This window comes from Mycobacterium sp. 360MFTsu5.1 (assembly GCF_000383495.1).
GTDB lineage: Bacteria > Actinomycetota > Actinomycetes > Mycobacteriales > Mycobacteriaceae > Mycobacterium > Mycobacterium mucogenicum_B.
The window spans coordinates 73,720-95,735 of sequence record NZ_KB911463.1; the positions used below are offsets into that span (position 1 = coordinate 73,720).

Below are 22,016 nucleotides of genomic sequence, written 5' to 3' on the forward strand. Positions count from 1 at the left end.
GGTATCAGGCTAGATTCGCGGATCGGTGGCGGTGAGGGTTTTGCGCAGGGACGGCTTGTCGATCTTGCCGACAGGGTTCTTCGGCAGCGTCTCCAGAACCGTGATGTCCACGGGCAGTTTGTATTTCGACAGTGACGCCTGCAGGTGCGCGGCGATGTTGTCGACGTCGAGTTCGGCTCCTTGATGCGCGGAGACGAACAGCACCGGCTCTTCGCCGTAGAGCCCGCTCGCGCGTCCGACCACGGCGGCCTCGGCGACGCCGGCAACCTGGTGCACGACGGTCTCGATCTCCTTGGGGTAGATGTTCTCGCCGCCGCGGATGATCATGTCCTTGGCTCGGTCGACCAGGACCAGATACCCGTCCTCGTCGAACCGACCGACGTCGCCGGTGTGCAGCCAGCCGTCCTTCAGGGTCTTCTCGGTCTCCTCGGGCCGGTTCAGGTAACCGCGCATCACGTTGGGTCCCTTGATGATCACCTCGCCGAGTTCACCCTGGGGCACTTCGGCGCCGGCCAGGTCGACGATGCGAATTTCCTGACCCGGCAACGGGATTCCGACGGTGCCGACCTTGCGCGGCCCGTTCAGCGGGTTGCCGGTGCTGGCGCACGATCCCTCGGACAGTCCATAGCCTTCGACGAGGGGAATGCCGTAGCGCTTTTCGAAGCCCTCCAGCAGTTCGATGCTGGCCGGTGCGGCGCCGCACACGGCGAACCGGACCGCGGAGGTGTCGGGCTGAACCTCGGGCGGCAGGCCCAGCAGCATGGTGTAAATGGTTGGCACCGCGGAGAAATAGGTGGCGCGGCTGGATTCCAGGCGGGTGAAGAAGGTCGCCGGATTGAACCGGCCGGCGATGGTGGTGTGGCCGCCGGCGAGCAGCGGCGACAGCACGCTGACGACAATGCCGTTCACGTGGAACAGCGGCAGGATGAGCAGGCTGTGGTCGGCGTCGGTCAACTCGAAGCCTTCGATCACCATGGCGCACATGGCATTCAGGTTGGTGTTGTCGAGCATGACGCCCTTGGGCCGGCCGGTGGTGCCGCTGGTGTAGATCAGCAGGGCCAGATCGTCGTCGTTGCCGGCCACGGGATCGGCCGTGCGGGGCTCGCCACCCATGTCGTCGACGTGCAGCACCGTGACGTCGGAGTCGACGTCACGATCGACGACGAGCACGACGGCGCCGGCGTCGGCCACCTGGTAGGCGACTTCGGCGGGCACCAGGGTCGGGCTGATAGGCGTCGCGACGGCGCCGAGCCGCCACGTGGCGAACAGCGCGACGACGAATGCCGCGCGGTTCGGGAGCATGATGCCGACGACGTCGCCGGCGCGCACACCGCGCTGATGCAGAGCCCCGGCGGCGCGCTGGACGGCATCGAGAAATGCGGCGTTGTCGAGGTCGGTCTCGTCGTCGGCGACGGCCGGTGCGTGGGGCGCCGCAGCAGCGCGGCGGTCGGGCAGGGTGGCGAGGTTCATGTCATAAAAGTAGAAGTTTGTGGTGTGCGCCACTCCGTCGTGCGCCGATCAACTTTGTCCGAAGATTTGTACGTTCGACACAAACTTTGGCTCTACAGTCGGCACATGGATCCGGCGGTCAGCGAGGCCAACACCACGATCATGACCCGCCTCATCGCCCGTCAGGCCGAGGTCGCGCGCTCCGTCGGGCACCGTCTGGCCAGCGATATCACCGAGCTGCGCGGCGATCCCGAGATCATCGAACTGCTCCGCGCCAGTGTCGGCGGCAACGTCGAGACCATCTTCCACGCGCTGCGCTACGACATATCTCTGGAAAACATCGAAGCGCCCACCGCTGCCCTCGAGTACGCGCGCCGGCTCGCGCAGCGCGGGGTGCCGATGAACGCCCTCACGCGCGCCTACCGCATCGGCCACGCGCTGGTGCTCGACGTCGCGGCCGAGGAGATCAACCGCGCCGGGTTCGAGCCGCAGACCTGCCTGGCCATTTACGAGCGGATGACGTCGGTGACGTTCCGCTACATCGACTGGATTTCGCAGCAGGTCGTCACGGTCTATGAAGACGAGCGCGACCGCTGGCTCGCCAACCGCAACAGCACACAGGCGCTGCGGGTGCGGGAAGTGTTGTCCGGCAACGACTCCGACCCCGAAGCCGTCACCGCCGCGATCCGCTATCCGATGCGCCGCCACCATCTGGCCGTGGTGCTGTGGTGGCCGACGGGTAGCGGCCAGGTCACCGGGCACGACGACGCGCTGGCCAGACTCGAACAGTTCCTGCGCGCGGCCGCCGATCATGTCGGCACCCAGGGCAGTCCGCTGTTCCTGGCCGCCGACCAGCGGACCGGCTGGGGCTGGCTGCCGTTGTCCGGCGCCACCGCGCCCGGAGCGTCCGCACAGCTGCGGCAGTTCACGGACGCCCATCCCGGCGCACCTGCCGTCGCCGTCGGCACCCCACTCCCGGGCGTCGACGGCTTCCGCCGGTCACACCGGCAGGCCCTGCGCGCGCACAGCGTCGCCGTGACGGCAGACCTGACCGGTGTCACCGCGGCCGACGCCCCGGGCTTCGCCGCGGCCGCGCTGCTGGGCGAGAACCGGGACGACGCACGGGAGTTCGTCCACACGGTTCTCGGGCCGCTGGCCGGGGCCGGCGCCAATGACGCCCGACTACGCGAGACCTTGCAGGTGTTCCTGCGGCACGGTGGTAGCTACACAGCCGCGGCCGATGAGCTGGTGGTGCACTTCAACACCGTCAAGTACCGCGTCGGACGCGCGCTGGAGCGGCGGGGACGGCCCCTTGGCGACGACCGGCTGGACGTCGAGATGGCACTGCTGCTGTGCCACTGGTACGAAGCAGCGGTCCTGGCCGAGGAATAGCGACCAGCTCGCCAGCAAGGTCGCCGACAACGAAAATTGCCAGCATATTCCCAGCATCAGTGATCAAACCGAGACTGATAGCAAATCGAGGCGTGTTAACCAGCTGGTTCACTGCTGTAACGGATGCGCCGCGGCCGGCGATACCAGGGTAGTGGTCGGATGAACCGAGTACGACCCAGTAGGTTCACCTGGCCACACGCGAGAGAACCATGATTGGAGTATCACTAATGCGCAACTCAGGACGTTTGATCGGATTTGCTGCGGCATCGGCCCTGGCGCTGGTCCCGCTCGCCGTCGCGGCTCCGGCTTGGGCCGACGACGAGGTTTCCGGTGAAACCGGCGCCGCGGTCGCTACCCCGATCGGCAACGGCAACGCCGGTGGCGGCGCCGGCTTCGGCATGGAGAACCCCTTCTGGCATCCCTTCGACGCATCGAGCAACGCGGGCGGCGGCGCCGGTGTGAACACCCCGCTCGGCGGCGGTGAGTTCAACACCGCCACGGGCACCGACGCCGGCTTCGGTGGCGCGGGCTTCGACACCAACACCGGCGCGGCGATCAACACCCCGCTGGGTGGCAGCAACTTCAACACCGGTGCGTCCACCGATTTCAACGTGCCCAACCCGGCTGACTTCATCCCGAACTTCGGCGGCAGCGCCAATGCCGGCGGTGGCGCGGGTGTGAACACGCCGTTCGGTGGCAGCGGCTTCAACGCCGGCGCCTCCAACGAGTTCGCCGCGCCCGCCCCGGCCGACTTCATCCCGACGTTCGGCGGCGGTACCGGCGGCGGTGCGGCCGTCAACACCCCGGTCGGCGGCAGCGGCTTCAACACCGGCACCTCCGGTGAGATCGGCCCCGACGGCGTCCAGGCCGGCACCAACTCCGGTGCCGGCGTCGCGACCCCGGTCGGCGGCTCCAACTTCAACGGCGGCTCGGCCTTCACCTTCGGCCGCTAAGTTCCTGATCACATAGGCCAGGCACCCGAGATGGGTGCCTGGCCTTTGTGGTCTCCGGGGCCTATTCGAGCGGTCGCAAAAAAGCCCCTCACCTGCGGTGACAGGTGAGGGGCTCTATGGCGGTGGCGGAGGGATTTGAACCCTCGGTGGGGGGTTACCCCACACACGCTTTCGAGGCGTGCTCCTTAGGCCGCTCGGACACGCCACCGTGTGGCAGCTTACCGGCCACATGGCGTCTCGCCCTAATCGGGCTCTGACCAGGCCGTCCTACCGCTGCCGGGCGAAGAACCCCTCCATGAGCGCCGCGCACTCGGCCTCCAGCACCCCACCACGGACCTCGGGCCGGTGGGTCAGCCGCCGGTCACGGACCACATCCCACAGCGAGCCGACGGCGCCGGTCTTGGGTTCCCACGCCCCGAACACCACGCGGGCCACCCGGGACATCACCAGCGCGCCGGCGCACATGGTGCACGGCTCGACGGTGACGGCCAGCGTCGCACCTTCCAGCCGCCAGCCGTCGCCGTGGACCGCGGCAGCCGCGCGCAGCGCCAGGATTTCCGCGTGCGCGGTCGGGTCGCCCAGCGATTCGCGGGCATTGGCGGCCCGAGCCAGCTCCACCCCGTCGGCTGAGACGACCACCGCGCCGATCGGCACATCATCGGCCCCGGCGAGTTCGGCGGCCTCCAGCGCCAGCCGGATCAGCCGTTCGTCACTGGAGCTGACAATCGGGTTGCAGTCGGCTGCGCTCACCGCCCCAGCTTGTCCAATACCGCCACGAGTTCGTCGTTGAAGCCCATCTCCTGGGCGATGCGGCTGAGTTGTTCGTCGGCGTACTCGTCGTCGGCGAGGATCACGCCAAGCACCGCCTCGGGCAGGCCCAGGTCGGCCAGCAGCCCGAGGTCGCCTTCCTCGAACGGGTCGTCTTCCTCGAGCTCTTCGAGGCTCAGGTCGGCATCCAGCTTCTCCAGTACGTCGGCCGCGATGTCGTAGTCCAGCGCCGCAGTGGCGTCCGACAGCAACAACCGGGCCCCGGACGGCGCCGGGCGGACGATCACGAAGAACTCATCGTCGACGTTGAGGAGACCGAAAACCGCGCCGGCAGAACGCAGTTCACGAAGTTCGGTCTCGGCGGCGGCCAGGTCCACCAGCGCCGCACGCTTCAGCGGGGCGCAACGCCATGCGCCGTCCTCCCGGACGACCGCGACCCCGAAACCGTCGGGGAGATCGGCAACCTGCTGCTGTGCCTGCGCGCGCTGTACTCCCATGCGGATAACGCTAGTCCGCACTCTGTCACTTGACCAGCGGTCCCGTATGTACCCCACCGGCGCCGTGTGCAAACCTTGGAAGGTGACAACTCCGGTGTGTGTGCTCGGCATGGGACTCATCGGCGGTTCGCTGATGAGGGCCGGGCAGGCCGCGGGCCGCGAGGTGTTCGGATACAACCGGTCGATCGACGCGGTCCGGTCGGCGACGGCCGACGGCTTCGATGCGAGCGAGGACCTCACCGCCGCTCTCAAACGCGCCGCCGACACCGAGGCGCTCATCGTCCTGGCGGTACCGGTCCCGGCACTGCCGATCATGCTCGAACGCATCCGCGATACTGCCCCGGATTGCCCGCTCACCGACGTGGTGAGCGTCAAAGGCAATGTGCTGCAACAGGTTCAGGAATTCGGCCTGCTCGACCGGTTCGTCGGCGGACACCCGATGGCCGGCACCGCGCATTCCGGTTGGGCGGCCGGCACCCCGGATCTGTTCGCCGGGGCACCGTGGGTGGTGAGCGTGGACGACCACGTCGACCCCCAGGTATGGGCACAGGTGATGCATCTGGCGCTGGACTGCCGCGCCGTGATCGTGCCCGCGCGCTCCGATGAACACGACGCCGCGGCCGCCGCGATCTCGCACCTGCCGCACCTGCTGGCCGAGGCGCTGGCCGCGACGGCCGGTGAGGTTCCGCTGGCATTCGCCCTGGCCGCGGGCTCGTTCCGGGACGGCACCCGGGTCGCGGCCACCGCGCCTGACCTGGTCCGGGCCATGTGCGAGGCCAACGCCACGGAGCTGACGACGATGCTGGACCGGGCCATGGAACTGCTGAGCCAGGCCCGATCGTCACTGGTCGAGGCGCAATCGGTGGCCGAACTCGTGGAGAGCGGCCATGCGGCACGGGTCCGTTACGACAGCTTCCGCCGCCCGCAGATCATCGCGACGACCATCGGCGCCGACGGCTGGCGCGAAGAACTCGCCGCGCAGGGCCGCGCCGGCGGCGTGATCAGATCCGCTCTGCCAGTCCGGGGTAGCCGAGGATGAAGCCGTCGTCGTCGACGGTGATCGAGGTGTCTGCGACGGGCGAGTCCAGCTTGATCGGCTTGCCCGGGCCGGCGCTGGTGTAGCCGATGGTGACGGCTTCCACCGTCAGGTCCGGCACCCGGACGTAGACGACGGGCAGCGACACCGACGCGGTGCGGTTGTGCAGGCCGGTACGCCGGATGGGCAGGGCGTTGAAGAACGGGCTGAAGACGACGTCGACGTCCAGGGCGCCGTTGTAGGCGGCGCGCCGCGCCTGGTTCTGATGGTCCTGCACCAGCCACATGTTCTCTTCGTCGCGCGCGATGGACAGCTGCCGTTCGCGCTGCGCGAGGGTGACGGTGAGAGACAGGCGTTTGGTGGCGCCGCTCTCGTCGGTGACCAGGTCATACGACGCGCTGAACGCGGGATGAATCTCGGTGGCAGCGGCCACGATCCGGCCGTATGCCTTGATCCTGTTGCCGGACAACTGGACCCGGACCGACTCCATGCGCGACACATCCGGCGCGCGCCAGGTCAGAATCGCGGGCCAGGCAGGTTCGGTGACATCGGACTGGTCTGCGCTCACCCGTCTACCGTAGGCGACGGAGGCCCGCCTTCGTAGTCACGATTGAAACTCCGGACGGACCGGGCCGCGACGCCCGCACAGCCAACGCCAAGGCGGCGTCCAGAGCCAGCGCGAGCGCCGCCACGAGTAGCGCGCCGACCAACGCGAGATAGAACTGGCGCACTTTGATGCCGTCGATGAGGAACCGGCCCAGCCCGCCCAGGCTGGCGTACGCCGCGACGGTCGCGGTGGCGACCACCTGGAGCGTCGCTGTCCGCAGCCCGCCGACGATCAGCGGCATGGCGTTGGGTACCTCGGCGCGTAGCAGCACCTGGCGCCCGGTCATGCCCATGGCGCGGGCGGCGTCGACCACCACCGGATCGACGTTGGCGATCCCGGCATACGTCCCGGCCAGCAGTGGCGGAATGCCCAGCAGCATCAGCGCGACGGTCGGCGGTACCAGTCCCAGTCCCCACAGCAGGACGCCGAGGAGCAGGACGCCGAGGGTGGGCAGGGCGCGCAGGGCGTTGACGCCGCCGACCACCAGGGCCGTGCCGCGACCGGTGTGCCCGACGTACATGCCCACGGGAACGGCGACGAGCGCACTGCACAGCACCGCGATGCCGGTGTACTCCAGGTGCTCGAGCATCCGCATGCCGAGGCCCGCCGGGCCGGTCCAGTTGGCCGCGGTGAAGATGTAGGCGATTGCCTGGTGCAGGAAATTCATGCCGGCGCCTTCGCCCGGGTCCACGGGGTGGCCAGGCGGCCCGCACTCAGGATGAGGAGGTCGACAACCACCGCCAGCACGAAGATGGCGATGATGCCGGCGATGATCTGGTCGCTCTTGTCGGCCTGATATCCCTCGGTGAACCAGGTGCCCAGCCCGCCGATGCCGATCACCGAACCGACCGACACCATCGAGATGTTGGTGACGGCGACCACCCGCATCCCGGCGGTGAGGACCGGAATCGCCAGCGGGAGTTCGACTCTCAAGAATCGGGTGCGTGGCCGATAACCCATGGCGGTAGCCGCTTCGCGGGTGTCCGAAGGGACGGCGTCGAGCGCCTCGGGCACCGTCCGCATCAGCAGCGCGACGGTGTACAACGTCAGGGCGACCAGGACGTTGGCTTCGTCGAGAATGCGCGTCGGGATGATCAACGGCAGCACCACGAACAGTGCCAGCGACGGGATGGTGAAGACGATGCTGGCGGTGATGGTGCTGAATCGGCGCAGCCGCGGCCGCGGTCGCACGTACGCGCCGAGCGGCACGGCGATGAGCACGCCGATGAGCAACGGCAGCAGGGCCAGCCGCAGGTGAATCTGCGTGAGCAGCCACGCCCCTTCCAGGTGGGTCAGCAGGTATTTCACTGTGCGCCCTTGCGACTCTTGATGATTGCCAGCACATCGTCCAGGCCCACCCCGCCGATCACGTGGCCTCGCTCATCGACCGCCACGCCCAGTCCGGACGGGGACGACAACGCCGAATCCAGCGCCAGCCGCAGCGTGCCGTCCGGCCGGAACAGCGAACCACCGGCGATGGTGCTGTCGTACAAGGACTTTCCGTGCCGGTGCAGACCGACGCCGTCGGCGTTGATCCAGGCGTAGGGGGTGCCGTCGGCATTGACGACCAGGGCCCACTGGCCGTCGGTCAGATCCAGTGCGTCGACCGCCGGTTCGGTGACGGTGCGGATGTCGCGGAGCCGCAGTCCGTCGGTGTCACGGAACTGCAGGCCACGGTAACCGCGGTCGGCGCCGACGAAGCCCGCGACGAACTCGTTGGCCGGGTTGGACAGCAGCCGTTGCGGTGCGTCGTACTGCTGCAAGGTGCCGCCGGGTCCGAACACCGCGACGCGGTCACCCAGTTTGACGGCCTCATCGATGTCGTGCGTGACGAAGACGATGGTCTTACGCAGATCGCTTTGCAGCCGCAGAATTTCGGTCTGCAGGTCTTCGCGGACGACGGGGTCCACGGCGCTGAACGGTTCGTCCATCAGCAGGATCGGCGGGTCGGCGGCCAGCGCCCGGGCCACCCCGACCCGCTGCTGCTGCCCGCCCGACAGTTGGGCCGGGTAGCGATCGGCGAGCTTGACGTCGAGCCCGACACGCTCCAACACGCCCAGTGCCTTTTTCCTTGCACTGCGGCGTGATTCGCCCTTGAGGACCGGCACGGTGGCGACGTTGTCCACCACTTTGAGGTGCGGCATGAGGCCGGCGCTCTGCAGCACGTAGCCGATACCGAGGCGCAGCCGCACCGGGTCGACGGTGGCAACGTTGGCACCGTCGACGGTCAGGGTTCCGGAGGTGGGGTCGATCATCCGGTTGATCATTCGCATGGAGGTGGTCTTGCCGCACCCGGACGGCCCGACGAACACCGACAGCGTCCCCTCGGCGATCTCGAGGCTCAGTTCATCGACAGCGACCGCGCTGCCGTAGCTCTTGGTGACCTTGTCGAACGTGATCATCGGCTCACCGGCTTGTCGAATCCGTTGTCCTGGACCCATTTTCTCGCGGCCTGGTCGGCGTCGACGCCGCTGTTGCCGGAGACCGCGGTGTTCATGTCAATGAGTGCCTTCGTGGTGAGTTTTGCGCTGACAGCGTCGAGCACCGTCTTGAGCAGGTCGGACTTCTTCTGCGACGCCACCAGCGGCACCACGTTGGCGGCCAGGAAGTTGTGCTTCGGATCCTCGAGCACCACCAGGTTGTTCTGCACGATGGCCGGCGACGTGCTGAAAATATCTGCCGCGGTGACGGTTCCGTCGACCAGCGCCCGCACGGTGGCCGGTCCCCCGCCATCGCTGATGGCGATGAAGTTGGACGGCGCGATATCGAGGCCGTACTTGGCTTTCAATCCGGGCAGTCCCTCGGCCCGCTGCAGGAACTCCGACGGCGCACCGAATTTCACCTGGGCCGAGTGCTGGGCCAGGTCACCGATGGTCTTGAGATTCCATTTCTTGGCGGTTTCCGCCGACACCGCGACCGTGTCGGTGTCCTCGGCCGGGGAGGGAGTCAGGATCGACAGGTCGCCCGGAAGCGCTCGCGCGAGCGCCAATTCGACGTCACCGGCGGCGGTGGCCTTGGTCTTCGGATCGAAGTACTGCAGCAGGTTGCCGGTGTACTCGGGGATCAGGTCGATCGAATGGTCCTTCACCGCAGGGACGTACGTCTCGCGGCTGCCGATACCGAACTGACGGCCGACGGTAAAGCCGTTGGCCGCCAACGCCTGCGCATAGATCTCGGCGATGATCTTCGACTCGGGGAAGTCGGCGGACCCCACCACGATCGACTTGAGATCACCCGAGATACTGCCCCCACCGAGGGGATTCGCACTGCCGCAGCCCGTCAACAGGACAGCGAGCAGCAGGCCCAGAGCGGTCAGAATTCGCGCCACCCGAACATCCTTCCGGCGTCGTGCACTCAGGCCGACCCTAGCGTTATTCGAAAATTGGTGTCGGAGTTCCCGGCATCCGGCCCGCAGAACCGTCAAGATGGTCGGTATGAGTAGCGATCACGCGTCTACCCCCGAGCCGACCGGGTCAGCCCACGAAGCGGCGCCTACGCACGCCGAACCGCCGGCACCCAAGTCCCCCAAGCCGGGCTCTCCTGACAAGAAACCGAAGACACCGGCATCGGCAGTGAAGTTCACCCGCACCGCGGCACTCTGGACGGCGCTGGTCCTCGGTTTCCTGATCCTGATCCTGCTGTTGGTGTTTGTCATCCAGAACGGCGACGACGTCACGCTGCGGCTTTTCGGGTGGCAGCTGACCATTCAAAAGGGTGTGGCGATCCTGCTCGCAGCCGTCGCAGGCGGTCTGCTGACCTTCGCAGTGGCGAGCATTCGGATTCTGCAGTTGCGGCTCGCCGCACGGAAGAACTTGAAGGCCGGACTTTAAATTACCGCGAGGCCGGCGGCGATGAGCGGCGCGACGGCCTCCCCGACGGGGTCGTCGTGGCCGGCTTCGCCGGCGGCCATCCGGGCGCGGAAGTCGATGCCGGCGGCGATGATCGCGAGCTTGAAGTACGCCAGCGCCAGATAGAACTCCCAATGATTCAAAGGCTGCCCGGCCGCCACCGCGTACTTCTGGGCCAGCTGGTCCATCGACGGAATCTTGTCCGAGGACCACGCCGCGTCCGAATGCACCATCGAGAACATCGGGTGCCGGTAGACGCACATCAGCGCGGCGTCGGACAGCGGGTCACCGAGGGTCGACATCTCCCAGTCCAGTACCGCCAGCACCTTGGTCGCGTCGACGGCGTCGAGCATGGTGTTGTCGATGCGGTAGTCGCCGTGGACGATGGCGCTGCGGCTCTGCGGCGGCAGCTTCTCGGTCAGCAGGGCGTGCAGCCGGCGTACGTCAGAATCCCGGCCGTCGTCCTTTAACCGCACCAGATCCCACTGCGAACCCCACCGCCGCACCTGCCGCTCGAGGTACCCGTTGGCCTTCCCGAAGTCCCCCAGCCCGACGGCTTCCGGGTCCAGGGCGTGCAGGTCGGCGAGCACCTTGATCAGCGCGTCCACACAGGCGTCGATGGTCTGCTGATCGCCCAGCGCGTCGAGCTCCGCCGAGTAGCGCACGACCCGGCCGGGCACGAATTCGACCATCTGGAACGGCGCACCCAGCACCGAGTCGTCATTGCGCATCGTCACCGGATGCGCCACCGGCACCGTTGTACCCTCAAGTGCCGCAACGACTTTGTACTCCCGCGCCATGTCGTGCGCCGACGGCGTGAGCCCGTGCAGCGGCGGCCGGCGCAGTACCCACTTGGCGGCGTCGTCGAACACCAGGAACGTCAGATTCGACCGGCCCCCGGCGATCAATTCAGCTCGCAGCTCACCGCTGCGGGTCACTCCGATGTCGCGTAGGTGTGCGTCGAGCGCCGTCAGATCCAAGCCGTCGAGAGATGCCACCCGATCTGTCTACCACCGCTGATTTCGCGGCAGCAGATCCCACACGTGTTCGACGCTGTTGACGCCGGCGACCGCCAGCCGGCCGCTGCGTGAGGCCAGCAGCCGGGTGATGCCGGTGTAGTCGACCTGGAACGACAGGATGCGCTCGGTCGGCACGATGTCGTGCAGCAGTCCGTTGATCACGCCGCCGTGGCTGAAGATCACGACGGTGTCCTCGGCCTCGGCCTCGCTCGCGATGTCGGTGACGGCCTCGGTGATGCGGGCGAGGAATGCCTCTTCGTCGACGCTGCTGGGCAGGTGGCCGGTCATGAGCCGGGCCATCTCCTCGGGATGCTCGGCCGCGATCTGCTCGATGGGGATGTACTGCGCCATGTCGCGGTCGTATTCGGCGAGCCGGTCGTCGATCTCGATGGGCAGCCCGAGCGCGTCGGCCACCGGCTGGCCGGTCTGGATGGCGCGCTTCTGCGGGCTGCTGAGCAGCCGCGTGATCGGGAACCGCTTGAGCGCGTCCGGCAGCCGGTTGGCCTGCGCGATGCCTTCCTCGGAGAGGTCGGGGTCGGCGCCCTCACCGGGCTCGTTGCGCAGCGGCAGGGCATGACGGATCAGAAGCAATTGCATAGCGGTTTCCTCCACAGCGGTTGTGCGCTGACGGGCAATACTATGCAGCTAAGTTGTCATGACAAGACACCGAGAGGCGGTACACCGATGGTCGGCTCCCGGTCGCGCCATGAGCATGTCGCGGCGGTGCTGCGGCAGCGGATCACGCGGCACGAGTACCAGATCGGTGAGTCACTGCCCGCCGAGAGCGCGCTGTGCGCAGAGTTCGACGTATCTCGGGGTCCGGTCCGTCAGGCCCTCGCGACGCTGAAAAATGAAGGCCTGATCCGCATTTCGCGGGGAAAGCCGGCCACCGTCCGCAGCCACGACGTCCGCCAGACGCTGGACACGTTCACGCCGTTCACCCAATGGGCCGAACGTAATGGCCGCACCGCGGGGAGCCGGACCCTGGAGATCTCGCGCAGACGCGCCAGCGAGACCGCGGCCACCGCGCTGAGCCTGACCACCGACGACTTCGTCGTCGAGGTGCTGCGCGTGCGACTGCTCGACGGTGAGCCGGTGATGATCGAGCGAAGCAGTTTCACCGACGCGGTGGGTTCGCTGCTGTTCGAATTCGACACCGACTCCGGATCGATCACCGACTATCTGACCGACCGTGGCGTGCAGTGGGACGCCATGGAGCACGTGCTGGATGCTGTCGCCGCGGACGACATCGACGCCGAGAACATGCACCTCGAGCGGGGCAGTCCCCTGTTGCGCGAGCGTCGTACCTCACGTGATCAGTTCGGGGTGGCGTTCGAATATTCCGACGACCGTTACCGGCCCGACGTGGTGGCCTTCAGCATCGTCAACGCTCGCACCATCGACGTCCGCGCCTGACGCACGATCCCCCGCAAGCAAACTCACGGGGGATCGCGCGCAGGTGGCTAGTCGGCCACCGGCATCCGATTCCAGTAGGGAATCAACAGCAGCATGGCGATGAACGCGGCCCCGGCGAAGCCGTAGAACAGTGCTGAGGTACCGAGGTAGCCCGGCAGCAGACCACCGAGGATGGCGCCGACCGAGCCGCAGCCGTTGATGATTCCCGTCGCCGTGCCGGCGTGCTTGGACGTACCGAAGTCGACGGCCGCGATACACGAGATCATGGCATCGGCGCCGTAGACGGTCAGGCCGATCAGGGCCAGGACGCCGACCATGACCCACACGTTGCCCGTCGCGGTCAGCGGCCCGAACAGCATGAGCACCACAACCAGCACGGCCAGGCTGATCACACTCGCCGGTATCCGGCGCGCCTTGAACACTTTGTCCGAGACGCGACCAAGCAGGATCGGGGCGATGACACCGGCGATGCCGAACGCGACCGGGACGGTCACCGCGGTGAACTTGTCACCGTCGTGCAGCTGTTCGGCGACGATCACCGGGCCCCACAGGAGGATGGCGTAGCGGGCCGGCTTGAGCAGAAAATACGATGCCCCAAGGGTTCTCACCATCTGATCCCTCAGCACCACGGCCAGGGACTCGCGCCATGACGAAGTGGGCTCGGCGATGGCCTCGTCCGCGGCGGCGGCGTCGAGCTCGACGCCCTCCACGGAGTCCTGCGCCGCCCGGTACTCCTCGATCGGCGGCAGGCCGACGTCCGCGGGGCTGTTGCGCTGGAAGATGAAGAACAGCACGAACACAACGGCGACGATGGCCGCACCGCTGAAGAACGCCGCGCGCCAACTGCCGAACAGGTCGTAGGCGAACCACCCGACCACCGGTGCGGCGACGAGGCCGCCGAAGGCGTAGTTGGTGCTCCACAGCCCCAGGACGTGGCCACGTTCCCCGACGGAGAAGAACTGCGACATGTTGCTCAATGTGCCCGACCAGCCCGTCGACTGAGCCAGGCCTTGCACGATCATCAAGGGCAGCAGGAAGACCACGGCCGGCAGTAGACCCATGAACAGGGTCGCGATCGCCGAGATGGCCAGGCCGCCGAGCACGACGACCCGTGGGCCGAACCGGTCGGAGACCTGGCCCCAGACGAATTGGCCGACGGCGTAGGCGGTGAGATACGCGGCGTCGAGGTTGGCCAGGACGCTCTTGGTCAGGTGCAGGTGCAGGATGGGGTCTTCGAGAATGCCGAGCTTGGCAACGGAGAACGTCTGACGGGTGAAATAGAAACCGGCATAAGCGATCCAAGTGATGGCGAAGATGCGGATACGCCAGCGTTCATACTTCGGATTGGTGGTGCGCGACTTGGACAGCAGGGTGTGCGACATGGCTGTTCACTTCCACTGGGTGCGGGGTAAGGGAGCGCGGAGCGAAGATGGGCCGACCAGAGGCGCGGAAACGCCATCGAGATCGTCGGCAAGGCAAGGGGTTTGGCGCGAGGCCGCGAGAGGTTAGAGTGAGAAGCGCGGGGGTGGTCGGGGCCGAGGGTGCGGCACCCGACCGCCGCGGAGTGCGTCGTCGAATCAGCCCAGGGTTGCCACCAAACCGGGCAGGTCGGCCACGCTGTCCAGGATGTGGGTGGCGCCGGCAGCGGAAAGCTGCGCAGCGTTGTGCGCGCCGGTCAGCACGCCGACCGAAGCGCGCGCTCCGGCACGCAGGCCGGTGATGACGTCCGACGAGGTGTCACCGACGACCACCATCGATTGCACCGACTCGGTCTCGGTCTGCATGAGGGCCGCGAGCGCCATGTCGGGGTAGGGCCGTCCGCGGACGCCGGGCGCGGGGCAGAGCACTGCGTCGGCGAGGTCCTGCCAACCCAGCGCCTCGATGATGGCCTGCTGGGTTTCCCGGGCGAAGCCCGTGGTCAGCGCGACCTTGATACCGCGCGATCGGAAAGATGTAATGACATGTTCGGCCTGCGGGATGGGGCTGCACTGGCCGTCTGCGACCAGCTGGGCGTAACAGCGCTCGAACTCCTTGTTGGCCGCTTGTGCCTGCTCCTCGTTGCCGCGGCTCAGGTGGCGGAACACGACGATCTTCGACTGCCCCATGGTGTCGGCGACGTAGCGCAGCATCTCCGCGCGGTCCGCATCGGTCTTCGACAGACCGGCGTGACTGTCGGCGGCCAGGAACGATTGCTGTACCAGGCCGGTGTCCTCGACCGTCGTACCGGCCATGTCGAACACGACCAGGCCGATTCCGGGAGCTGATTGACTTTCCACTTTTGCGTCCTCTTCCGTTGTGGTGGTTGGGTTTTGGTGTGGCTCAAACAGTTGCGGGTATGCTCGTCGACGACAGCGCCCGCTCGACGGCGGCAGCCGCCAGGCCCAGGCCGGTGGTCATGCCGATCCCGGTGGTGACCGTCACGACGTGGGTGCGTGCCACCGGCTCCTCGATGAGGAACTCCTGCCCCGGCGCCGAGCAGTAGACGCCCTGCCAACGTTCGCTGACTTCGATGTCGCTGACGCCGAACAGTTTTCGGGTTTGGTCGAGCAGGATGTCGAAGCCCTGCTCGGACTGGAACGGCGCGGCCGTGACTTCCCGGATATGGGTGTCGCCGATCAGTAGCGAGCCGTCGGGCTGCGGCGTGAACATCAGGTGCAGGTCGATGTCCACCGCATCGGGGTGCTCGTCCCGCAGTCGTCGCGCGACGGCACCGACGCCGGGCAGGTCCTCGAAACCCGCGTACCGCAACAACGACCAACCGGTGAACAGCGGCGCCGGGAGCGTGAACGCCAGCGGCAGCCTGGCCCTGATCATGTGCAGCCGGCACCGGAGCAACCCGTCGCGCTCAGCCAGTTCGGGGAAGAGCCGGTCGATGTCGTAGTTGACGGCGATGAAGGTGGTCTCGGTGCGTATCGGCCCGCGCGAGGTATGCACGACACCCGGTTCGAAGCCGGAAGCGGCTGTACGCCAATGGAAGTCGACGCCTTGCGATTCCAGCCACCGCGCGATGGCCGGCACCGCGGTTCGCGGGTCGACCTGAAGGTCGCCCGGCAGGTACATGCCTCCGACGACGCGGGGATCACGCACCGGTACGCGGTCGACCATCTGCTGATGGTTGAGCAGGTGCACGTCACCACTGGGGCGGATGTCGACGAATTCACGCATGACGGCGAGTTCGTCCTCGTGGCGGGCTACGCAGTAGGTGCCCGCCTGCTTCGACCAGAACCCGGCTTGCCGCGAGAGGTCCAGCCAGTGCTGCCGGCCAGCCCGGGCGTAGTCCAGCGCGACACCGTTCTGCGCGGTGATGCACGCGTGGCCGAAGTTCTGCACCGACGCCCCGGCCACACCGGCGGCGTGATCGACGACGGCGACCGCCAGTCCGCGCCTGTGGGCGTGATAGGCGTGCGCAAGGCCGACGATTCCAGCTCCTACGACCACGACGTCGTAGCTCAGTTGATTTGGCATGGCATAACAGTGCGGCACGCCGCCATAGTTGTCAATACAAGTTATGGCCTAATTCAGTACTCGTATATATAAGTGTAACGGTGTGTGAACGTGCGGGAAACAATGCCGATGGCGCACTACGCAGCACGGGACGGCCGCCATGACAACATGGGCACCAGCACGCCACCCCAGCATCAAAGGAGCCGCCATGGGGTACGCCGACGAACTGTTCGACCTCACGGACCGGACAGTCCTGATCACCGGGGGCAGTCGCGGCCTCGGCCGGGAGATGGCGTTCGCCGCAGCCCACTGCGGCGCCGACGTCGTCATCGCCAGCCGGAACCTGGAGTCGTGTCAGGCCACCGCCGACGAGATCGTGGAAGCAACCGGGCGGGCCGCGCTCGCCCACCAGGTGCACGTCGGCCGCTGGGACGAGCTCGACGGCCTGGTCGACGCCGCGTACGCGCGGTTCGGCAAGGTCGATGTCCTGGTGAACAACGCCGGGATGTCGCCGCTGTACGAGTCGCTGGGCTCGGTGCCGGAGAAGCTGTTCGACGCCGTGGTGAACCTGAACTTCAAGGGACCGTTCCGATTGTCGGCGCTGGTCGGCGAGCGGATGGTGGCCGACGGCGGCGGGTCGATCATCAACATCAGCTCGTCGGGCTCACTACGGCCGGACGCCTACATGCTGCCGTACGCCGCCGCCAAGGCCGGATTGAACACGCTCACAGAGGGTTTCGCGAAAGCGTTCGGCCCGACAGTGCGGGTCAACACCCTGATGGCGGGGCCGTTCCTCACCGACATCAGCAAGGCGTGGCGTGCGGATCCGTCGAGCGCCTTCCGCTCGTTGCCGCTGCAGCGCGCCGGTGATCCCCGCGAAATCGTCGGCGCCGCACTGTTTTTGATGTCTGACGCATCCAGCTTCACCACGGGTTCGATCCTGCGGGCCGACGGCGGTTTCGCCTAGCTCACAGGTGACCGCTCGCCACGAGCGCGGCGGTCGCGGTGGCGAGTGATTCGTTGACGCGCTCTCGTTCGTCACCCATTCCGACGAGGAAATCGACGATCATCGGGGTGAGGATGTCCCGCAGCCCGTGGCCTTCCGCGCCGAAGAACCCGGCCATCTCGAGCATCACCGCACCGTGGCACATGCTCCAGATGCGGCCTGCGACAGCGGCTTCGCCGTCGTCACGGATGCGCCCGGCCTCGGCCATCCGGCGGACCGAATCACAGAGCGTCTGGAAGGACGCGTCGCGCGACGTGGCATGACCGGTCACCGTCAGATCACTGCGGACGCTCGACAACGATGCCGGAACCGTCGTGCCGAACATCAACTGATAGTGCTGGGGATTCTTCAGGGCGAACCGGCGGTAGGCGGCGCCCATCGAGAAGAAGTCCGCCACCGGATCCTCTGTGTGCGGGATGGCCGCCAGCGCTGCGCCGAACCGCGCGAAGATCTCGGCCGACAGGGCGTCGACCACTCCGGTCATCGAGCCGAAGTGGGTGTACACAACCATGGTCGACGTGCCCACCTCGGCGGCGAGCTTGCGCACCGTCAGCGCCTGGAGACCATCGCGTTCGAGGATCACGATGCCGGCTTCGATCAATTGCCGGCGGATTTCTTCGCTCACCCTTGCAGTCCTCTCATAACAGTGTTATACCAGTAACCGCAGCCAATAACACTGTTATGGAGGTTCTGGGATGACCAACCGCTACCTGGAAGGCGCGTTCGCGCCACTGCACGACGAGTACACCCTGACCGACCTGTCCGTCACCGGCACGATCCCGGACTACCTGGACGGCCGCTATCTACGCAACGGCCCCAACCCGATTGGCGAAATCGACCCCGAGCTCTACAACTGGTTCCTCGGTGACGGCATGGTGCACGGCATCCGCCTCCGCGACGGCAAGGCCGAGTGGTATCGCAATCGTTGGGTGCGTGGGCCGTTGACGACGGCCGCGCTCGGCGAGGGCACGCCGGACGGGCACGGCAGCCCGTTCGGCATCGGTGCCAACACCAACGTGCTGGGCCACGGCGGCAAGACCCTGGCGCTGGTCGAAGGCGGCGGGGCGAGCTACGAGCTGACCGACGAGTTGGACACCGTGGGCGCATGCGATTTCGACGGCACCCTCAGCGGCGGCTACACCGCACACCCGAAGCGTGATCCGGAAACCGGTGAACTGCATGCGGTTTCGTACAGCTTCACGCGCGGCAACACCGTGCAGTACTCGGTGATCGGTACCGACGGCCGGGCCCGGCGCACCGTCGACATCGAGGTCCACGGCAGCCCGATGATGCACGATTTCTCGCTCACCGAGCGGCATGTCATCTTCTACGACCTGCCCGTGAGCTTCGATACGAAAACCATCGCGGAAATGGCGGTACCGAAGGCACTGCGACTGCCGGCGCGACTCTTGTTGTCCTCGGTGATCGGCCGGGTCAAGATTCCCGATCCGGTCATCGCACGCCAGTCGAGCTTCCGATCGAATGACCGGCGCTTCCCGTACTCGTGGAACCCCAAGTACCCGGCGCGCATCGGCGTGATGCCCCGCGACGGCGGGAACGCCGACGTGCGCTGGTTCGACGTCGAACCGTGCTACGTCTTCCACCCGATGAACGCCTACGACTCCCCCGACGACAACACGATCGTCCTGGACGTGGTGCGGCACCCGAAGATGTTCGACACGGACCGCATCGGCCCCAACGAAGGGCCGCCGACGCTGGACCGGTGGACCATCGACCTCAGCGCCGGCAAGGTGCTCGAGGACCGCGTGGACGACCACCCCCAGGAATTCCCGCGCGTCGACGAACGCCTGGTCGGCAAGCGTCACCGTTACGGCTACGCGCCGACGATCAGCGAGGGCGCCGCCGGGAGCGACACGTTGCTCAAGCACGACTTCGTCGGCGGCAACACCGCGACCCGTCATTTCGGTGCCGGGAAAGAGCTGGGCGAGTTCGTCTTTCACCCGTCGTCGGCAACCGCCGCGGAAGACGACGGCGTGCTGATGGGCTTTGTCTACGACGCCCCGACCGACCGCAGCGAGCTGGCGATCCTCGACGCCCAGACACTGCAGGACGTCGCGAGCATCAAACTGCCGCACCGCGTGCCGGCCGGCTTCCACGGCAACTGGGTGCCGACCGTCTGACTGGCCGGCCGGCCCGGCTACGGCGTGATGATGTTGAACGCCGGGTCGGGCCGGTCGATCGCGCCCAGCAGCGTGGGCAGGGCGGTGGCGTCACCGGTCACCTCGACACCCGGCGAGCTGGTGTCGCCCGCCGCAAATGCCAAGAGCCGCAACTTGTTCGCCAGCGTGACGGTGGCCTGCGCGGTATCCGGGTCGGCGGCGACCTTGCGGTACACCAGCACACCGTTGCGCAGGCTCAGCCGGTAGTTGGTCGCGACGTCCTGGAACGTCACGTCGATGGCCAGATTCAGGTCCCACGCCCGCGGACCGTTGATGTTGATTGCGAAGGTGTCGAACATCTGCTCCGGGGTCAGCTGCGCGAGCAGTGTCGGAGAGGAACTCTGCGTCGGGGTGCCGAAGTTGCCGACCCGCAACTCCGTGGCGCCCGACAGGAAGAAGTTGCGCCACACGGCGTTCTCGGCGCCGTAGGCCATCTGCTCCAGGGTGTCCGCGTACAGCGTCCGGGCCGCGGCATGGTGCTCGTCGGTGAAGATCGCGTGGTCCAACAAGGTTACCGCCCAACGGAAGTCACCCTCGTCGAACGCGGCCTGCGCCAACTCGACGACCCGGTCGATGCCACCCATGGCCGCGACGTAGCGCGGCGCCGCGGCGGCCGGCGGGTGCTGCCAGAGCCGCCCCGGATTGCCGTCGAACCAACCCATGTAGCGCTGGTAGACGGCCTTGACGTTGTGGCTGACCGAGCCGTAGTAACCGTGCGTGTGCCAGGCCTTCTCCAACGCCGGCGGCATCTGGAAGGTCTCGGCGATCTCGATGCCGGTGTAGCCCTGGTTGAGCTGGCGCAGCGTCTGGTCGTGCAGGTAGGCGTACAGATCCCGTTGCAGTGACAGGTATTCGACGATGTTGTCCTGCCCCCACGTCGGCCAGTGGTGTGACGCGAAGACCACGTCGGCGCGGCCGGAGAAGGTGTCGATGGCCTCGGTCAGGTAGCCCGCCCAGCCGTGCGGGTCACGGACCAGCGCGCCGCGCAGCGTCAGCAGGTTGTGCAGGTTGTGGGTGGCGTTCTCGGCCATGCACAGCGCGCGGAATTGCGGGAAGTAGAAATGCATCTCGGCGGGTGCCTCGGTGCCGGGCGCCATCTGAAACTCGATCTCGACGCCGTCGATGGTGTGGGTTTCGCCCGTCACCTTGATGTCGAGCGTCGGCACGATCAGTGCCACCTCACCCGTCGACCCGACCTGCCCCAGGCCGCAGCCGACCTGCCCCTGTGGACCACGGTCGAGCGCCGCGCCGTACATGTAACCCGCGCGGCGTGCCATTGCCGTTCCGGCATAGACGTTTTCCTGCACCGCGTGCTCGGTGAAACCCTCCGGCGCAATGATCACGACGTCACCCGCATCAACCTCGCCCTGCGACGTCACGCCCAGCACGCCGCCGAAGTGGTCGGCGTGGCTGTGCGTGTAGATGACGGCCCGGACCGCACGGTCACCGCGGTGCGCGCGGTACAGCGCCAGCGCCGCCGCGGCGGTCTCCGTGGAGATCAGCGGGTCGATGACGATGATGCCGGTGTCACTCTCGATGAAGCTGATGTTCGACAGATCCAGGCCACGGACCTGGTAGATGCCCGGCACCACCTCGTAGAGGCCCTGCTTCGCACACAACTGGGACTGCCGCCACAGGCTCGGGTGCACGCTGTCCGGTGCGTTGGTCGCTCCTGGCCCGAATAGGAACGAGTAGGAGTCGTTGTCCCACACCACTCTTCCGTCGGCCGCGGTGACGACGCACGGTTCCATGGCGGCGATGAAGCCGCGGTCGGCGTCCTCGAAGTCCCGGGTGTCCGCGAACGGGAGCGTCGCGGTGTGGGCGCGGTTGGCGGCGGCAATGGCATCGGTGGGCGGCTTCTGCTCCATGCCGACCAACCTAGCGTCAATTACCCCGCGGGCTAGAGCTTATGCAGCACCACATCCGACAAGGTGCCGCCACCGACGGCGGCCGTCATGTACGTGCAGTGCGGCTGACGCCGGCGGTCTGTCGGCGAGCCGGGGTTGAGTAGCCGCAGCCCGGTTGTCGCAGTGCTGTCCCACGGAATGTGGCTGTGCCCGAACACCAGTACGTCGGTGTCGGGGTACAGCCGGGCCATGCGCGCGTCACGTCCCGCGGACGCGCCGGTCTCGTGCGTGACGGTGAACCGGACGCCCTCGAGCGTCACGTCGGCCCGCTCCGGCAGACGGGCCCGCAGGTCCGCGCCGTCGTTGTTGCCCCAGCAGGCGACCAGCCGCGTCGCTCGCCGCTCGAGTTCGTCGAGCAGCGCCACGTCCACCCAGTCGCCGGCGTGCAGCACGACGTCGGCGCGGCCCACCTCGTCCCAGACCCGCGCCGGCATGTCACGGGCTCGTTTGGGCACGTGGGTGTCGGAGATCAGCAGTAGACGCATCCCGCTGCG

General features: G+C 67.2%; 23 protein-coding genes and 1 tRNA gene. 7 read left to right on the plus strand and 17 right to left on the minus strand.

What is annotated here, in order from left to right; translation table 11 throughout:
* Positions 1-9: 9 nt before the first annotated feature.
* Entirely contained in the window at positions 10-1,470 is a 1,461-nt protein-coding gene (locus tag H289_RS0103885) for a class I adenylate-forming enzyme family protein (protein WP_036420192.1), read from the minus strand.
* Positions 1,471-1,575: 105 nt separating this feature from the next.
* Between H289_RS0103885 and H289_RS0103890 the strand changes: the two genes are divergently transcribed.
* Both H289_RS0103890 and H289_RS0103895 read left to right on the plus strand, forming a co-directional pair.
* Positions 1,576-2,841: a PucR family transcriptional regulator gene (locus H289_RS0103890; protein ID WP_020099441.1), complete on the plus strand. Its 1,266-nt coding sequence runs from the start codon at positions 1,576-1,578 to the stop codon at positions 2,839-2,841.
* Positions 2,842-3,068: 227 nt separating this feature from the next.
* The gene (locus H289_RS0103895; protein WP_029104762.1) at positions 3,069-3,794 is read left to right on the plus strand and encodes a hypothetical protein; all 726 of its coding nucleotides are present in this window, start codon (positions 3,069-3,071) and stop codon (positions 3,792-3,794) included.
* Positions 3,795-3,911: 117 nt separating this feature from the next.
* Here the strand turns inward: H289_RS0103895 and H289_RS0103900 are convergent.
* The 3 genes from H289_RS0103900 to H289_RS0103910 form a co-directional block, all read right to left on the minus strand.
* Positions 3,912-4,002, minus strand: a tRNA-Ser gene (locus tag H289_RS0103900).
* Between the two features lie 59 nt (positions 4,003-4,061).
* Complete coding sequence (locus H289_RS0103905; protein WP_029104763.1) at positions 4,062-4,520, minus strand: nucleoside deaminase; 459 nt, start codon at positions 4,518-4,520, stop codon at positions 4,062-4,064.
* Between the two features lie 20 nt (positions 4,521-4,540).
* The gene (locus tag H289_RS0103910; RefSeq protein WP_020099444.1) at positions 4,541-5,059 is read right to left on the minus strand and encodes a tRNA adenosine deaminase-associated protein; all 519 of its coding nucleotides are present in this window, start codon (positions 5,057-5,059) and stop codon (positions 4,541-4,543) included.
* A gap of 94 nt (positions 5,060-5,153) precedes the next feature.
* Between H289_RS0103910 and H289_RS0103915 the strand changes: the two genes are divergently transcribed.
* Positions 5,154-6,098, plus strand: a complete 945-nt coding sequence (locus H289_RS0103915) for a prephenate dehydrogenase (RefSeq protein ID WP_029119077.1) — start codon at positions 5,154-5,156, stop codon at positions 6,096-6,098.
* Here the strand turns inward: H289_RS0103915 and H289_RS0103920 are convergent.
* From H289_RS0103920 to H289_RS0103940, 5 genes are read right to left on the minus strand one after another with little or no spacing between them, the layout of a single operon-like run.
* Positions 6,061-6,663 (minus strand): putative glycolipid-binding domain-containing protein, encoded by a 603-nt coding sequence (locus H289_RS0103920; RefSeq protein WP_020099446.1) that lies wholly within the window; start codon positions 6,661-6,663, stop codon positions 6,061-6,063. The genes H289_RS0103915 and H289_RS0103920 overlap by 38 nt on opposite strands.
* A 4-nt stretch (positions 6,664-6,667) precedes the next feature.
* Positions 6,668-7,369 (minus strand): ABC transporter permease, encoded by a 702-nt coding sequence (locus tag H289_RS29665; RefSeq protein ID WP_036420196.1) that lies wholly within the window; start codon positions 7,367-7,369, stop codon positions 6,668-6,670.
* Positions 7,366-8,010, minus strand: coding sequence for an ABC transporter permease (locus tag H289_RS0103930; protein WP_020099448.1), 645 nt, complete (start codon positions 8,008-8,010; stop codon positions 7,366-7,368). Before H289_RS0103930 ends, H289_RS29665 begins: the two co-directional genes overlap by 4 nt.
* The gene (locus H289_RS0103935) at positions 8,007-9,104 is read right to left on the minus strand and encodes an ABC transporter ATP-binding protein (RefSeq protein ID WP_020099449.1); all 1,098 of its coding nucleotides are present in this window, start codon (positions 9,102-9,104) and stop codon (positions 8,007-8,009) included. Before H289_RS0103935 ends, H289_RS0103930 begins: the two co-directional genes overlap by 4 nt.
* Complete coding sequence (locus tag H289_RS0103940) at positions 9,101-10,030, minus strand: ABC transporter substrate-binding protein (protein WP_020099450.1); 930 nt, start codon at positions 10,028-10,030, stop codon at positions 9,101-9,103. The genes H289_RS0103935 and H289_RS0103940 overlap by 4 nt, the downstream gene beginning before the upstream one ends.
* A gap of 106 nt (positions 10,031-10,136) precedes the next feature.
* Here H289_RS0103940 and H289_RS29670 point away from each other — a divergent pair, with 106 nt between their 5' ends.
* Positions 10,137-10,532, plus strand: a complete 396-nt coding sequence (locus H289_RS29670) for a LapA family protein (protein ID WP_029104765.1) — start codon at positions 10,137-10,139, stop codon at positions 10,530-10,532.
* Here H289_RS29670 and H289_RS0103950 read toward each other — a convergent pair.
* Together H289_RS0103950 and H289_RS0103955 are read right to left on the minus strand one after the other, a co-directional pair.
* Positions 10,529-11,548, minus strand: coding sequence for a phosphotransferase family protein (locus H289_RS0103950; RefSeq protein ID WP_020099452.1), 1,020 nt, complete (start codon positions 11,546-11,548; stop codon positions 10,529-10,531). The genes H289_RS29670 and H289_RS0103950 overlap by 4 nt on opposite strands.
* 9 nt (positions 11,549-11,557) lie before the next feature.
* Complete coding sequence (locus tag H289_RS0103955) at positions 11,558-12,166, minus strand: histidine phosphatase family protein (protein WP_020099453.1); 609 nt, start codon at positions 12,164-12,166, stop codon at positions 11,558-11,560.
* A gap of 87 nt (positions 12,167-12,253) precedes the next feature.
* Between H289_RS0103955 and H289_RS0103960 the strand changes: the two genes are divergently transcribed.
* Positions 12,254-12,985, plus strand: coding sequence for a GntR family transcriptional regulator (locus H289_RS0103960; RefSeq protein ID WP_020099454.1), 732 nt, complete (start codon positions 12,254-12,256; stop codon positions 12,983-12,985).
* Between the two features lie 47 nt (positions 12,986-13,032).
* On the opposite strand, the gene H289_RS0103965 is transcribed toward H289_RS0103960, so the two are convergent.
* The 3 genes from H289_RS0103965 to H289_RS0103975 form a co-directional block, all read right to left on the minus strand.
* Positions 13,033-14,367, minus strand: coding sequence for an MFS transporter (locus H289_RS0103965; protein WP_020099455.1), 1,335 nt, complete (start codon positions 14,365-14,367; stop codon positions 13,033-13,035).
* A gap of 195 nt (positions 14,368-14,562) precedes the next feature.
* A complete protein-coding gene (locus H289_RS0103970; protein WP_051128401.1) occupies positions 14,563-15,216 on the minus strand; it encodes a phosphonatase-like hydrolase in 654 nt (217 codons plus the stop codon).
* 88 nt (positions 15,217-15,304) lie between these two features.
* Entirely contained in the window at positions 15,305-16,450 is a 1,146-nt protein-coding gene (locus H289_RS0103975) for a TIGR03364 family FAD-dependent oxidoreductase (RefSeq protein WP_020099457.1), read from the minus strand.
* Between the two features lie 187 nt (positions 16,451-16,637).
* Between H289_RS0103975 and H289_RS0103980 the strand changes: the two genes are divergently transcribed.
* A complete protein-coding gene (locus tag H289_RS0103980) occupies positions 16,638-17,396 on the plus strand; it encodes an SDR family NAD(P)-dependent oxidoreductase (protein WP_020099458.1) in 759 nt (252 codons plus the stop codon).
* A 1-nt stretch (position 17,397) separates the two neighbouring features.
* Here the strand turns inward: H289_RS0103980 and H289_RS0103985 are convergent, their stop codons facing one another.
* Positions 17,398-18,060, minus strand: coding sequence for a TetR/AcrR family transcriptional regulator (locus tag H289_RS0103985; protein WP_020099459.1), 663 nt, complete (start codon positions 18,058-18,060; stop codon positions 17,398-17,400).
* Positions 18,061-18,130: 70 nt separating this feature from the next.
* Between H289_RS0103985 and H289_RS0103990 the strand changes: the two genes are divergently transcribed.
* Complete coding sequence (locus H289_RS0103990) at positions 18,131-19,576, plus strand: carotenoid oxygenase family protein (RefSeq protein ID WP_020099460.1); 1,446 nt, start codon at positions 18,131-18,133, stop codon at positions 19,574-19,576.
* 17 nt (positions 19,577-19,593) lie between these two features.
* Here the strand turns inward: H289_RS0103990 and H289_RS0103995 are convergent, their stop codons facing one another.
* Positions 19,594-21,483, minus strand: a complete 1,890-nt coding sequence (locus tag H289_RS0103995) for an alkyl/aryl-sulfatase (RefSeq protein ID WP_020099461.1) — start codon at positions 21,481-21,483, stop codon at positions 19,594-19,596.
* A gap of 32 nt (positions 21,484-21,515) precedes the next feature.
* Positions 21,516-22,007 carry a metallophosphoesterase family protein gene (locus H289_RS0104000; RefSeq protein WP_020099462.1) on the minus strand — a complete coding sequence of 164 codons (492 nt, stop codon included), beginning with the start codon at positions 22,005-22,007 and terminating at the stop codon, positions 21,516-21,518.
* Positions 22,008-22,016: the final 9 nt, after the last annotated feature.